The sequence below is a fragment of the Myxococcota bacterium genome (genome assembly GCA_039030075.1).
Taxonomy (GTDB): Bacteria; Myxococcota_A; UBA9160; order UBA9160; family SMWR01; genus JAHEJV01.
The window spans coordinates 148,787-161,585 of the sequence record JBCCEW010000009.1; the positions used below are offsets into that span (position 1 = coordinate 148,787).

The window sequence follows — 12,799 nt, forward strand, 5'->3', positions numbered from 1 at the left end:
ATGCTGACCGCCCGCAGCGTCGAGGTGGCCCTCGGCTGGCGGACGATCCAAGGAGGCGGTGTGGGCTGTCGCGGCGTGGTGTTCCTGGGCGACGGGTCCTACGAGGTGCGGGAGTTTCCGATCCCGACTCCGCTGCCGGGAGGCGCGGTCTTGCAGGTCGAAGCCGTCGGTCTCTGCGCGAGCGACGTCTCCCAGCTGCGCGGCGTGCCCCACGTCCCGGGCGAGGTGTGCCCGGTCGTCCCGGGACACGAGATCGTCGGCCGCGTCCACGCCCTCGCACCCGACGCGGATCTCGGCGTGTCGGTGGGGCAACGGGTCGGCGTCGATCTGCTCGTGCTGAACTCGCCGGCGCGTCCCGGTCTCAACCTCTACGGGTACACGATTCCGCCCGATTTCGAGCATGGGCTGTGGGGCGGCTACGGCGAGTACATGGGGATCCTGCCCGGTACCCAGCTCGTTCCCCTGACCGACGACGTGCCCGCCGCCGAGCTCTCGCTCATCGAGCCGCTCTCGTCGATCGTCGCGTGGTCCGAGGCCGTCGGGCTCTCGCGCCACGATCGGCTGGTCGTGCAGGGGCCGGGGCACATGGGGCTCATCGCGGTCGCCTACGCGGCTTGCATGCTCGACGTGAAGCAGATCGTGGTCACAGGAACCGCACGCGACGGGCTGCGTCTCGAGGCGGCGCGCGCGCTCGGGGCGCACGAGACACTCGTGGTGGAAGAAGAGGCGAACCTCGTCGGTCGCATTCAAGAGTTGACCGGAGGGGGCCCGAGCGTGGTCATGGAACTGTCGGCGATGGCGACTCAGCCCGTTTCGGACGCGATCGAGATGGCCCGCATGGGCGGGCGCATCCTGCTCGGGGGCATGAAGGACCAGCGCCCGGTCGAGATCATCAGCGACCACATCATCATGAAGTCGCTGCGGGTGATCGGCGGGTCGGGCGGCACCCCCGCGACCTTCGCGAAGGCCGGAGACGTGCTGAACTCGGGTCGCTTCCCGACCGCGACGCTGGTGGGCGAGACCTTCACGCTCGACGAGATCGACGAGGCGATGGCGCTCCTCGAGCGCACGCTGCCCGACCGCGACGCGGTGCGCGTGGGCCTGGTGCACCGCGCGACCGGCGGCTAGAGCCCCCCGATCGCGGCGAAGATCGCCTCGGGTTCGGCGCGTTCCCGGTAGGTGGTGGACTGGTAGGTCCACTGCACCTGGCCCGACCGGTCCACGAGTATGGCGGTCGGGTAGGCGATGTCGGCGCCGTCCTGGCGCGCGCCCTGATGGCGGATGCCGAGCGCGTCGAGCAGGGTGCCGTCGGTGTCGGCGAGGAAGGTGAACTCGACGTCGAGGTGGTCGCGCAGGCGTCGCGACACCTTCGGGGGGTCGACGCTCACCGCGTAGAGTTCGACGCCCTGGTCGTGGATCCGTTCGTAGTACTGCTCGAGCTGGACCAGCTCGACCCGACAGAAGGGTCACCAATCGCCGCGGTAGAAGATGTAGAGCTCGGGCGGGCGCGTTTCGCCCTCGGTGCGCGCGTGGCGGATCTCGTCCTGGTCGAGCAGCGAGTACGCCGGGAACGGATCGCCCACCGCGACCTGGAGTGTCGAGGGCGGCAGCTGGGAGAGCTGCAGGATGTAGACCGAGACCAGGCCGACGAGCAGCGCCTCGACGCCGACCACGGGCCAGGCGAACCAGGGGCGGCGACGCACGAGGGAGCCGATTCCGAGGGCGAGTCCGCCCCACATCGGGAGCAACACGAACCAGGGGACCCGTGCGTGGATGATCTGCTCGAAGCCGAAGCGCAGCGTGTCGCTCGGGGCCATCGCCCAGAAGATCCACGCGACCATCCCGAAGACGACGACGGCGGAGGCGACGAGCATGGGCCGAGGGTAGCGCGTCCCGCTCGGGCTTCGGCCGCACTGGGCTTCGGTCGCGTTCGGGGTGCCGCCGCGCCCGGGCTTTCTCTCGACTGGGGCTTCGTTCAACCCGACGCTTCGGAGGCGCCGGCGTCGGACGCCTCGAGGAAGACGCCCGTGTAGAGAAGCCGTTCCCGATAGACGAACCGCCCTTCGATCTCGCGTCGCCCGAACCAGGAGGGAGCCGACGGGTCGACGAGCCGCACCTGGAACTGCCCCGGACCCGCGAGCTGCACCTCCGCGTCGTGGAACTCCAGGGTGTGTCGCAATCGCGGGAAGTAGGCCTTGTAGAAGCTCTCCTTGGCGCTCCAGACGAGCTTCGCCCAATCGCGCCCGAGCGCGCGGTCGTGCTCCTGCGCGCGATCGCGTTCGGCCGGCCCGAGCACGGTGTCGATCACCTCGGTCGGCAGGGCATCGGCACCCTCGACATCGAAGCCGAGCGCGACCACGTCGCTCGCGCGGGCGACCACCGCACCGCAGGCATCGTCACAGTGGCTGATGCTCCCGACGAACCCCTGGGGCCACACGGGGACCCGATCCGGGTCGCGGGGCAGGGCGCCCGCCTCGCCACCGAGGGTCGAGAGGGCATCGCGCGCGCAGGCGCGTCCAGCGGCGAACTCGCGTCGACGCTTCGCGACCGCCCTGGCCACGATGGCCACCTCGCCCGCCACGAGCGGCGCCTCCCAATCGCTCGCTTCCGCCATGCGCAGCGCGGAGGCTTCCGGAAACAGGGACGCGATCTCCGCGACGTGGGTCGGCAACGGCTGGGATCCTCTCGGGCCGCCGGCGTGGGCGAAGCGCGATTCTACGCCCGGCGCCTCGGGTCGCCCACGCTCCGGAGCCCCTTGGCGGGAAGCCCGGACTTCGGCGGGGTCCGGGCGAGGGGCTACTCTCGTTCTCCGTCGCTCGACGAACTGCCCGAGACCCGCGTGCAACCCGACCCCCCTGCCGACTCCGCCCCGCTCGCCCCTGCCGCCCCGGTGGCAGTCTCGGGCGACGCGCCCTTCCTGTACTTCGCCTGGCTGGTCGCGCTGGTCGGGACCTTCTCCAGCCTCTTCTTCGGCGAGGTGATGCAGCTGCCGCCGTGCACGCTCTGCTGGTACCAGCGCATCTGCCTGTTTCCGCTGAGCCTCGTCCTCACGGTCGGGATCCTGCTGAAGGACGCCCGCGTGGTGCACTACGCGCTGCCGCTCGTGGTGCTGGGCTTCGGGATCGCCGTGTATCACAACGGCGTGTACTGGGGCGTGATCCCCGAGTCCCTGTCGCCCTGCGCCGAGGGCGTGTCGTGCCGCGAGGTGCACCTCGAGTGGCTCGGGTTCATCACGATCCCGTTCCTGTCGTTCTCTGCCTTCAGCTTGATCGGGGCTAGTCTGTGGCTCCATCAGCGCACCACGGGGAGCACGGAAGCGTGAACAAGGAAGGAAGCCCATGAGCAAGGAAGCAAGCCGGTTGGCCCTCGCGGCGGGCGCGTTGCTCGTGGTTTTCGGGATCGGCGCGTTCCTCTACAACCAGTCCCAGAGCGACGCCCAGTCGAGTCTGCTGGCCGCCGCCGACGACACGGTCTTCGAGCGCCCCCACAGCGTGACCAAGGGGTCTGCCGACGCGCAGGTGACGATCGTCGAGTTCCTCGACCCCGAGTGCGGCTCCTGCAAGCTGATGCATCCCTACGTGAAGCGGGTCATGAACCAGTACGGCAGCCGGGTGCGTCTGGTCATCCGCTACCTCCCGCTCCACAAGAACTCGATCCAGGCGATCGCGGCGCTTGAGGCGGCCCGCGAGCAGGACCGCTTCTGGGACATGCTCGAGATCCTGTTCCGCGAACAGCACATCTGGGGCTCGCACAAGCTGCCGCGCCCCGAGCTCATTCCGGGCTACGCCGAGCAGATCGGGCTCGACATGGAGGCCTACGATCGGGTGGTGAGCCGCGGCGAATACAAAAAGCTCGCCGACATCGATCGCGCCGACGCGGCAACGCTCGGTGTGCGCGGGACGCCGACCTTCTTCGTCAACGGACGGCCCCTCGAGAAGCTGGGCTACGACGGGCTGCGTCAGCTCGTCGCCGACGCCCTCGCCCAGTCCTCCCGCACCGACAGCGAGTCCGGCACCGAGAGCTAGCGGCCCCGCGTCAGCGGGTTTCCGGGCGATTCACGGCGGCGATCTGGTCGTTCAGCGTCCAGAAGTCGTAGAGCACGCCCACGCCGACGATACCCCCGCTCACGAGGTAGAGGATCCCGGTCCAGAGCTTCCCGAGGTAGAAGCGGTGGATGCCGACCACGCCGAGGAAGGTGAGCAGCCCCCAGGCGAGGCTGTAGTCGATCTCTCCGGTGACGAAGCGTTCGTCGGCGTCGCGGTCCATCGAGGGGATCAGGAACAGGTCGATCAGCCAGCCGATTCCCAACAGGCCCAGCGTGCAGAACCAGAGGGTGCCGGTGTAGGGCTTGCCGTAGTAGAAGCGATGGGACCCGAGGAAGCCGAAGAGCCAGAGCAGGTAGCCGATGCTCTTGCGGTGGGTGTCGCCGCGGGCAGCGGCCTCGGAACTCATCGGCTGCCCTCGACCACCAGGTACACGATCCGCACGAAGGTGATCACCGCCGAGGTCAGCACCAGGGTGAGCCCGGCGTAGAAGACCCCGAAGCTGGCCGGGTAGCCGACGCTGAAGGCATTCAGGGCGAGGGCGATCGCCGCCAGCAGGGCACTCACCCAGAAACCCACGTCGAACACGATCGTCTCACGCAGGAAGATCGAGCCGAAGAGCTGACGCTGACGGGTGAAGGTGCGGGCCAGCAGGGCCAGCGTTGCCAGGCCGAGGCCCGCGCTAGCGATCGACCAGACACTCTCCTCGGCGATCTCGAACGCCAACAGGCCGACGGGGAGCAGCGAGAAGGCGATCGTGGTACCGCCGGCCTCGACCATCACGCGCAGGCGCAACTCGGCCATCGGAGCCGCGCGCGATTGCAACACCGCGACGATGCCCGCAAAGCCGAGCACCGCGACGGCGATCTCGGCGGTCGTCAGGAGCGTGTCCGAGGGATTCACGAGGCCTCACCGTACCCGCGCGAAAAGCGGCCCGGCAAACTACCACGCGGGCCGTGGCCGGCCAACGCGCGCCCCGCGGCGACGAGAGGGCATCTCATCGACCCCTCGGTCGCCAGGCACCCGCCTTCGCTCCGATCTCTTCGTTGCGAAACCTCGCCGTAGCGTCGCTATGCCTGCGGTTTCGCGCCTCGACCTCGGGCCGAATTCGGGCCCCTGTCTCGGTCGGGGTCGATGCGATGCCCTCTACTCGTCGAAGCTCAGCGTGCTGGCACCCGAGCCGGGCACGTGCTCGAGCAGCTCGAAGACGTTTCCGAACGGGTCGCGTCCGTAGGCGAAGCGGGCGGGCGAAGCGCCGAAGGGAGGTGTGTTGAACGTCACACCCTTCGAGACCAGGTAGTCGTAGTCGGTCTGGAAGTCGTCGGTGCAGACCGCGAAATGAGTGAGCCCGGTCCGGTTCACCGGTCGGTTCGCGACGCCGTCCTCGGGGCTGTTGAACTCGAAGAGTTCGATGCAGGAGTTGCCCTTGCGGACCATGCGCACCTTGCAGCCGGCGTCCTCGATTCCGAAGGCCTCGTCCATCGGCGCGACGCCGGAGGGAATGTTCGCCTCCATCACCTGTTCGAAACCCATCACGCCGCAGTAGAAATCGAGCGCCTTGTCCATGTCGGGGACGGCCAGCGCGGGGTGGTGCACTCCCAGAATCATCGCTGCTCTCCTTGCACGAGCGACCGTCGGGCCGCCCGGTGGCTTGGGGAGCGGGAGCATACCGCGAAGGCTGCCGTCGGTGGGGGCCTGGTCAGCCGGGCGTGACCAGGCAGTCGAGGATGCGCTCGATCTCCGCCCGCTGCTCGGCGCGCGGCGCCGGCCCGTCGTTCACCACACGATCCGCGGCGCGGAAGAACGGCAGGAACGCGGGTTCGTCCTCGCAGCGTTTCGCCACCTGGAGCGGGCGTCCCGTCCCGACGCGGGCGTCCCAGGCGGCGCGCACCTCGCTCCAGAACCGTCCCGTGGCTTCCCAGTAGGCGTCGCCGGCGCTGAAGTCGAAGCCCCGGATCCGCTGGTAGCGGTTGACGCCGATCTCGCGGGCGCGATCGGCGAGGGGGCGCCCGCTCTCCGTGTCGAGGACGCGTTTGCGGTTGTCCTGTTCGTGCACCCAGCCGCTCGGCATGACGGTCAGGCGGTGGCGCCCCTCGAGCACGTGGTAGTCGTCGCGGACGCTGCTCTCGCGGCGGGGCAGCGGACGCCAGCCATCTTCGCTGGTCCATACCGAGGCCTGGGGGCCGTGCTCCCAGCTGCCGAGGGTGGCGTAGCGCGGCGAGTCGTCGACCTGGTAGACGGTCTGGCTCCAGCGCCCGCGGGCTTCGCCCGCGTTGACGCGCTCGAGCCGCCAGCGCTGGAGGCCCTGGTACCGCAGCGCGCGCTCGGGTTCGTAGCGCCAATCCTGCCGCCAGTGCTTCTGGACGAAGGGACCGAGGAGCTCCCCGTCATCGCCCTCGACCACCATCACGAGGATGTGCTGGAGCCGCACGAAATGCGGACCGGATTCCACCACGTAGATGCGTTCGGTGCCCCAGGATCGGTACGGCGTCGCGGGCTCGGTCGCGCCGTCGAAGCGGACCGTCTCGAGGAAGTCGAAGCTGGCCCGGTAGTCGCCGGCCATGGCCAGGATCGCGGCCCGGTCCCGCTCCGGCAGATCGAGGGAGTCGGCCTGGAGCGCGCGCCACGCCTGCGGCGGCTCGGGGTCGAGCTCGACGGCGGGCCCCTGGGTGGTGCCCCCACGCGGGGGCAGGACCTCGGGTGAGACGAACCCCCAGCCAAACAGATACGGACGCGACGGCGGTTCGTTCATGTGGGCGCAGGCGCTGGCCAGCAGCGCGCAGCCGAGCAGGACGATGCGGGAGACGGGATTCATGGGCATGACCTCGCCCCGAACCATAACCGGCCCTCGCGGGCGCGGATGCAGCACTGGGGGGTGGTCCCACCAGCCGCGCGGTGACGCGCCCCGGGCGACCACTGCGCGGGCGCCGTACCCTGCCTCCGGCCCATGTCCGACCTGCGCGAACGCCTGATCGACCCGCTCGAGAAGCTCTTGCTGGAGCATCCGCGCTGGGTCGTGGTCAGCGTGGCGCTGCTCTTCGCGCTGAGTCTGCTCGCGCTCGTCGACCTGCGCAGTGGCGAGCCGCGCCTGCGGCTCGATCCCTCGGTCGATGGCCTCTTGCCCGAGGACGATCCGGGCCGGCAGTACCTCGAGCGGATCCAGGCCCTCTTCGACAGCGGCGACGTCGTGTTGATCGGGCTGTCCAGCGACGACGCCTTCACCCGTGAGCGGCTCGCCCGGCTGGAGGAGCTCTCCGAGGCGATCGAGTCCGAGCCCGAGGTGCTCTACGTCTCGAGTCTCTCGACGGCCGTTCACATCCGCGGCGAGAACGGGGCGCTGCGCGTCGGACCGTTCTTCGAAGACGTGCCCGAGACGCCCGCGGAGCTCGCCGACCTGCGCGAACGTGCCCTCGCCGATCCGATCTATGCGGGCAACCTGATCTCGCGCGACGGGCGCGTGGCCGTCGTCGCGGCCCAGCTCCTGGATGTTTCCGAGGAAGCGCTGATCACCTCCCGCTTCGACGAGCGGATCCGCGCCCTCGCGGAGGCGGCTGCGGGGGACGCCGAGGTGTGGATCACCGGGGCACCCCACATCCAGGCCGAGATCGCGCGCCTCCTGCGCCGCGACATCCAGGGCGTCCTCCCGATCGCCTACGTCGTGATGGCCCTGGCGGCTTTCGTGGCGTTCCGGAGCTGGCGTGGGGTGGCGATCCCGATGCTGACCGTCGGGGTCGCGGTCACCGCGACGATGGCGTGCATGGCCGAGATTTCGGGCTCGCTCAACCAGGTGACCTCGGCCGTGCCCTCGATCCTCGTGGTGGTGGGCTTCGCCTATGCGGTGCATCTGCTGGCGGCCTACGAAAAGGCGCGGCGCGCCGGGGAGGGCGACTCGCGGGCGCTGGTGCACGGAGCCCTGCGCGAAACGGCGATCCCCGTGTTCTTCACGGGCGTGACCACCGCCGCCGGGTTCCTGACGCTCACGACGAGTTCGCTCCACGCGGTCCAGCAGTTCGGGTTCTACAACGCGCTCGGTGTGGGGCTCACGACGCTCTTCGCGCTCACGCTGGTCCCCGCCCTGCTGCGGCTGCTGCCGGTGTCGTCCGGGGCGGTCACTCCTTCCCAAACCGAGCCCGATCGCTTCGACCGCTGGCTGTCGCGCGTCGCCCAGTTCGACCTGCGGCGGCGCTCGACGGTGCTCCTGTCCGCCGCGGTGTTGGCCGCCGCCGCCCTGATCGCGACTACGCGGATCGAGGTCGGGACGAGTCTGGTCAGCAGCCTGTCCGGCTCGAATCCCAGCCGCATCGACTTCGAAGCCTTCAACCAGCACCTCCAGGGCGCCAACGGGTTCCGCGTCGTGCTCGAGGCCCGCGAGCCCGACGCGTTCAAGGACCCGGTGTCGCTCCGGGCCGTCGACGACCTGACGAGCTGGCTCCTCGAGCAACCCGAGATCGGCGGCGTCACGTCGCTGGCCGACTACGTGAAGACCATTCACCGCGGCGTCGACGGCGAAGCCGCCTTCCGGATCCCGGATTCGGCCGAAGCGGTGAGCCAGCTGTTGATCCTCGGCGAGAACGAGGAGCTCCAGCGCTTCGTGGTGCCGGACTACAGCGTCGCGAACCTCGAAGTGCGCACCTCGGCGATCGATTCGAGCGCGTTGGTGCCGCTGGTGCATCGCATCCAGACCCGCCTCGACGAACTGCCGGGCTCACTCGCGGGCCAGGTCACCGGCAACACGGTGCTCGTGGCCCAGACCCTCGACGAGATCGCCGTCGGCCAGCTGCGCAGCCTCGGCACCGCGTTCGTGATCATCTACCTGATCCTCTCGTTCCTGTTCACGTCGTTCCGCATCGGGCTCGTGGCGTTGATTCCCAACGCGCTCCCGGTGCTGGTCTACTTCGGTCTCCTGGGACTCTCCGGTGTCTCGCTCAACGTCACGACCGGGCTCGTGGCCTGTCTGGTGCTCGGGATCGTGGTCGACGACACGATCCACCTGATGGCCCACTTCAACGAAGCGGCGAAGCGGATGGCCGACGAGCGTCGCGGCGTCCTCGAGGCCGTGGTCGCCGTGGGGCGACCGATCACCTACACGACGATCGCCCTGTGTCTGGGATTCCTGTGCTTGCTCGCGAGTGGCAACGCCAATCAGTTCGAGTTCGGATTGCTCTCGGCGGCGACCCTCGCGATCGCCTGGGTCATCGACATCACGCTGACGCCGGCGATCGCCGGACGCCTCCGGGTGGTCACGCTCTGGGACGTGCTGCGCCTCGATCTCGGTGAGGCGCCCCAGCGTTCGATTCCGGTCTTCAAGGGACTGACCGAGCGGCAGGCACGCATCGCGGCGCTGATGGCCTCCTTCCGGCCCTTCCGTGCCGGCGACTGTGTCGTGGCCGACGGGACGCTGGGCGACGAGATGTTCGTGGTGATCGACGGCGAACTGGAGGCGAGCGTCGGGAGCGGTCCGACGCGGACCGTGCTGCGCACGATGCGCCGCGGCGACCTGATCGGCGAAGTCGGACTGGTGCTGGGGCGGCGCTCGGCGGACGTCGTGGCCATGACCGACGGGCGACTCCTGCGGCTGACCCGAGAAGACCTGGATCGGCTGAGTCGACGCTATCCGCGGATCGCCGCGATCCTGAACGGGCGGCTCAGCGAGGTGCTCGCGATGCGCCTGGTGTCGCTGACCGGTCGCGTGGGATCGGCCACCGAGACCCGGGAAGCCGCTTCGTCGCCACCGCCGACGCCCTGAACCCGGGGGCGTGGGCTAGGCGATCGCGATCACGCGGTAGTGGTGGGCGGCCCGCGGCGTCTTGACGTCGACCTCTTCCCCGGGCGCGCAACCGAGCAGCGCGCGACCGAGCGGCGCCTGGGGCGTCAGCACCGACACGGTCTCGTCGTCGACGTTCACCTCGATGCCGCCGCCCGCCGGCAGCAGGAACACGAGTCGTTCGTCGCCGTCGTCCGCCTCGAGGGCGGCCAGCTGGTTCACGCCCATCCCATCGCCCGCGTCGAAGGGCTCGAGTCGGAGGCCGGCCAGGGTGGCCTGGGCCTCGCGGAGCGCCTCGACGCGCTCGGCCAACCCGCGCGCGAGGTAGCCCGCCTCGATCGCCCGGGTGTCCTTCGGATTCTCCTGGCGGGTCTCGCTGTGGGTCGCGCCGGCCTGGCTGGCCTGTTGGGAAGCGGCGAGCTCGGCGAGTCGGGCGTCGATCGCGGCCCGTACGGCGGCGAGGGTCCGCTCTTTGTCCGGAAGCTGCGGCATTTCGCGGAGCATAGGCGTCGCGCGAGATCGGATCCCTATGGTCCCAGCGGAACCCTCCCGGGGCGTCCGCGACTCTCGCCTCAGCTCTCCCTGGCCCGAGGCCGATACGTTCGCGGTGCACGCTTCTTCCAGGGACGCACAGCTGCCGACCGAGGTGGGACTCATCTCGGGAGACATGGAGCTCGTGCAGGAATGCGCCGAGGCGCTTTCTCACGCGGGCTTCGGCGTCACGCCGATCGATCCCGACGACGTGTCGCGGGTGTCGCGGCCGCCCACCTTGCTCGTGCTCGACCATCGCCGCGCCGAGGAATCCTGGGAGAAACGGCTCCGCGCGCTGCGCGCCAACTTCGGAACGCTCCCTCCGACACTGATCCTGGTTCCCGACCGCCACGAGCCGCCCCACGGCGGTGTCGAGTTCCAGACGAGCCTCGACTTCGAGCGTCTTCCCGTCGCCTGGGACTGGGTTGCGGCCCGCCTGCGTCGGCTGCAGACCACCGGCATCACGCCCGGTGGTCCCGAACTCGAGCAGCTCCGCCGCGTCGGATGGTTCGACGCGCTGACCGGGCTCGCCACCCGGCATCATTTCATCGAGGAGCTGGGCAACCTCTGCTCCGACGATCGCCACGTGGCGCTTCTGTTGATCGACGTCGACGCGTTCAAACGCGTCAACGATCGCTACGGACCCTGGAATGGCGACCTGCTGCTCCAGGAGATCGGGAACCGGCTGCGCGCCGCCGTGCGCTCCTCGCCCGAGATTCCCGCGATCACGACGGATACGAACCGTCCGGTGCTCGGACGCCTGAATGGCGACGAGTTCACGATCGCGGTCCCCGACATCGAGTTGCCGGCAGCCCAGCGGGTGGCCGACGAGGTGGCCCATTGCTTCGACACCCCCTTCGAGGTGGACGGGGTCGAGCTGCGGGTGCGCGCGAGCGTCGGGATCGCCTCCTCGCCGATCCACGGCACCACGCCCCAGGAGCTGGTGCACAGCGCCGACCTGGCGATGCAGGGGGCGCGTCGCTGCCGCGACGGCCAGCCCTTCGTGTACAAGGGAGAGGTCGGCGAGGCGGCGGAGCGCCGCGCCCTGATCGAAGAAGGGCTGCCCCGCGCTCTCGAAGCCGGTGAGTTCCAGCTCTGCTACCAGCCTCGTCTGCATCTACGCAGCATGCGCATCCGCGGAGCCGAGGCGCTGATCCGCTGGACCCATGCGGAACTCGGGCCCATTTCGCCCGGCGAGTTCATCCCGATCGCCGAGGAGACCGACCAGATCTTCGACCTCGGGGGCTGGGTCCTCGAACGGGTGTGTGGTGACATCGCCGAGGGGATCCTGGGCGCGGACAACCTCACCGTATCGCTGAACGTGTCGTCCCGGCAGTTCGAGCGTCCGAACCTCGCGCGCGAGTTCCTGGACGCCATCGAAGCCAGCGGTGTCGACCCCGCGCGCATCGAGTTCGAAGTGACCGAGAGCGTCGCGCTGCGCCGCGTCGAAGAGGCCACCCGCATCCTCGAAGAGCTGCAGGCAGCGGGCTGCCATGTGGCCCTCGACGATTTCGGAACCGGCTACTCCTCGCTGCAGACCCTGCTCGAGCTCCCGCTCGACACCCTGAAGCTCGATCGCTCGGTGGTGGGCGGGATGGCCGCCGATGAGGACAAGCTCAGCGTCGTGCGCGCCATGGTCTTGATGGCCCACAGCGTCGGCCTGCGCGTGGTGGCCGAAGGCGTGTCCGAGGACGTCCTGATTCCGCTGCTCGGCCAGCTCGGTTGCGACGAGGCCCAGGGATTCGCGATCGCCCACCCGATGCCCGCGAAGAAGCTCGCGGATCGACTGCGGAGGCAGGCGCTGTGAGCGATCCCAACGACACCCGACACGTCGATGCCCTGAACGAGGAGGCTTCTCAGCCGCTCTTCGGTCCGGACACGCGACTGGTGGTCTCTCAGTGGGACGTCGGGGAGGAGCAGCTGACCTCCATCGGCACGGGAACGCTCGCCTCCCCGCTGGCCGTCGGACAGCCGCTGCGGCTGCGGATTCGTCGCCAGCGCGGTCTCGAGACGAGCGACGTGCGCTCGCTGGTCTACCTCTCGGAGCGGGACCTGGCCGTCGTGACCGAGGCGACGGTCTACGTCGTGAGCCATCTGGATCGAGACGCCGGCGTCGATCTCGTGGCAGAGCTCCGCGCACGCTTGACCGACGAGTCGCTGTTTCCGGCCGAGGACAGCGCCGGCTTGACCGACTACGTGCGACTCGACACCCGTGAGGGCGAACGCGAGCGCGCCCTCGGCAAGGTGCGGATTCGCGTGCAGCGTGGAGATACGCCGCAGCAGGACGTCGGCGTGGGTGAACTCCTCTCGGACGTCGCGGTGGGGGCCCCGGTGCGCTTCACCACCGAGGACGGCGCCGTCCGCGTGACCAGCGACATCGTGTCCGTGCGCTGGCGTTCCGAAGAGTCGATCGAGGTGGAGACCGCGAACTCGCGCTACCTCTTCGAGGCGATCGAGTAGG

The 12,799-nt window shown here is 69.5% G+C and carries 13 protein-coding genes and 1 pseudogene; 6 read left to right on the forward strand and 8 right to left on the reverse strand.

What is annotated here, in order from left to right; all coding sequences use genetic code 11:
- The gene (locus AAF430_11955) at positions 1-1,128 is read left to right on the forward strand and encodes a zinc-binding dehydrogenase (GenBank protein ID MEM7410942.1); all 1,128 of its coding nucleotides are present in this window, start codon (positions 1-3) and stop codon (positions 1,126-1,128) included.
- Here the strand turns inward: AAF430_11955 and AAF430_11960 are convergent.
- The 3 genes and pseudogenes from AAF430_11960 to AAF430_11970 all read right to left on the reverse strand — a co-directional run bounded on the left by AAF430_11960 (position 1,125) and on the right by AAF430_11970 (position 2,671).
- Positions 1,125-1,454, reverse strand: a pseudogene (locus AAF430_11960) (redoxin domain-containing protein). The gene AAF430_11955 and the pseudogene AAF430_11960 overlap by 4 nt on opposite strands.
- 12 nt (positions 1,455-1,466) lie before the next feature.
- A complete protein-coding gene (locus AAF430_11965) occupies positions 1,467-1,874 on the reverse strand; it encodes a hypothetical protein (protein ID MEM7410943.1) in 408 nt (135 codons plus the stop codon).
- 101 nt (positions 1,875-1,975) lie between these two features.
- Entirely contained in the window at positions 1,976-2,671 is a 696-nt protein-coding gene (locus tag AAF430_11970; protein MEM7410944.1) for a 4'-phosphopantetheinyl transferase superfamily protein, read from the reverse strand.
- A gap of 168 nt (positions 2,672-2,839) precedes the next feature.
- On the opposite strand from AAF430_11970, the gene AAF430_11975 reads away from it, so the two are divergent.
- Together AAF430_11975 and AAF430_11980 are read left to right on the forward strand one after the other, a co-directional pair.
- Positions 2,840-3,322 carry a disulfide bond formation protein B gene (locus AAF430_11975; protein MEM7410945.1) on the forward strand — a complete coding sequence of 161 codons (483 nt, stop codon included), beginning with the start codon at positions 2,840-2,842 and terminating at the stop codon, positions 3,320-3,322.
- Positions 3,323-3,338: 16 nt separating this feature from the next.
- The gene (locus AAF430_11980) at positions 3,339-4,025 is read left to right on the forward strand and encodes a thioredoxin domain-containing protein (GenBank protein ID MEM7410946.1); all 687 of its coding nucleotides are present in this window, start codon (positions 3,339-3,341) and stop codon (positions 4,023-4,025) included.
- Between the two features lie 10 nt (positions 4,026-4,035).
- Here AAF430_11980 and AAF430_11985 read toward each other — a convergent pair whose 3' ends face one another.
- From AAF430_11985 to AAF430_12000, 4 genes are all read right to left on the reverse strand, one after another.
- Positions 4,036-4,452, reverse strand: a complete 417-nt coding sequence (locus tag AAF430_11985) for a TM2 domain-containing protein (GenBank protein MEM7410947.1) — start codon at positions 4,450-4,452, stop codon at positions 4,036-4,038.
- Positions 4,449-4,946, reverse strand: a complete 498-nt coding sequence (locus tag AAF430_11990) for a hypothetical protein (GenBank protein ID MEM7410948.1) — start codon at positions 4,944-4,946, stop codon at positions 4,449-4,451. The genes AAF430_11985 and AAF430_11990 overlap by 4 nt, the downstream gene beginning before the upstream one ends.
- 243 nt (positions 4,947-5,189) lie before the next feature.
- Complete coding sequence (locus tag AAF430_11995; GenBank protein MEM7410949.1) at positions 5,190-5,651, reverse strand: VOC family protein; 462 nt, start codon at positions 5,649-5,651, stop codon at positions 5,190-5,192.
- 91 nt (positions 5,652-5,742) lie between these two features.
- Positions 5,743-6,858, reverse strand: coding sequence for a DUF6607 family protein (locus AAF430_12000; GenBank protein ID MEM7410950.1), 1,116 nt, complete (start codon positions 6,856-6,858; stop codon positions 5,743-5,745).
- A gap of 132 nt (positions 6,859-6,990) precedes the next feature.
- Here AAF430_12000 and AAF430_12005 point away from each other — a divergent pair, with 132 nt between their 5' ends.
- On the forward strand, positions 6,991-9,789 hold the full coding sequence (locus AAF430_12005; GenBank protein MEM7410951.1) for an efflux RND transporter permease subunit: 2,799 nt from the start codon (positions 6,991-6,993) through the stop codon (positions 9,787-9,789).
- Between the two features lie 15 nt (positions 9,790-9,804).
- Here the strand turns inward: AAF430_12005 and AAF430_12010 are convergent, their stop codons facing one another.
- Positions 9,805-10,299: a GreA/GreB family elongation factor gene (locus AAF430_12010; protein MEM7410952.1), complete on the reverse strand. Its 495-nt coding sequence runs from the start codon at positions 10,297-10,299 to the stop codon at positions 9,805-9,807.
- A gap of 115 nt (positions 10,300-10,414) precedes the next feature.
- Between AAF430_12010 and AAF430_12015 the strand changes: the two genes are divergently transcribed.
- Positions 10,415-12,145, forward strand: a complete 1,731-nt coding sequence (locus tag AAF430_12015) for a bifunctional diguanylate cyclase/phosphodiesterase (protein MEM7410953.1) — start codon at positions 10,415-10,417, stop codon at positions 12,143-12,145.
- Positions 12,142-12,798: a hypothetical protein gene (locus AAF430_12020; protein ID MEM7410954.1), complete on the forward strand. Its 657-nt coding sequence runs from the start codon at positions 12,142-12,144 to the stop codon at positions 12,796-12,798. The genes AAF430_12015 and AAF430_12020 overlap by 4 nt, the downstream gene beginning before the upstream one ends.
- Position 12,799 lies beyond the last annotated feature (1 nt).

Coding starts and splice junctions, on each gene's coding strand:
- AAF430_11955 (MEM7410942.1), top strand. CDS start 1: ATGCTGACCGCCCGCAGCGTCGAGGTGGCCCTCGGCTGGCGGACGATC.
- AAF430_11965 (MEM7410943.1), bottom strand. CDS start 1,874: ATGCTCGTCGCCTCCGCCGTCGTCGTCTTCGGGATGGTCGCGTGGATC.
- AAF430_11980 (MEM7410946.1), top strand. CDS start 3,339: ATGAGCAAGGAAGCAAGCCGGTTGGCCCTCGCGGCGGGCGCGTTGCTC.
- AAF430_11985 (MEM7410947.1), bottom strand. CDS start 4,452: ATGAGTTCCGAGGCCGCTGCCCGCGGCGACACCCACCGCAAGAGCATC.
- AAF430_11995 (MEM7410949.1), bottom strand. CDS start 5,651: ATGATTCTGGGAGTGCACCACCCCGCGCTGGCCGTCCCCGACATGGAC.
- AAF430_12000 (MEM7410950.1), bottom strand. CDS start 6,858: ATGAATCCCGTCTCCCGCATCGTCCTGCTCGGCTGCGCGCTGCTGGCC.
- AAF430_12005 (MEM7410951.1), top strand. CDS start 6,991: ATGTCCGACCTGCGCGAACGCCTGATCGACCCGCTCGAGAAGCTCTTG.
- AAF430_12010 (MEM7410952.1), bottom strand. CDS start 10,299: ATGCCGCAGCTTCCGGACAAAGAGCGGACCCTCGCCGCCGTACGGGCC.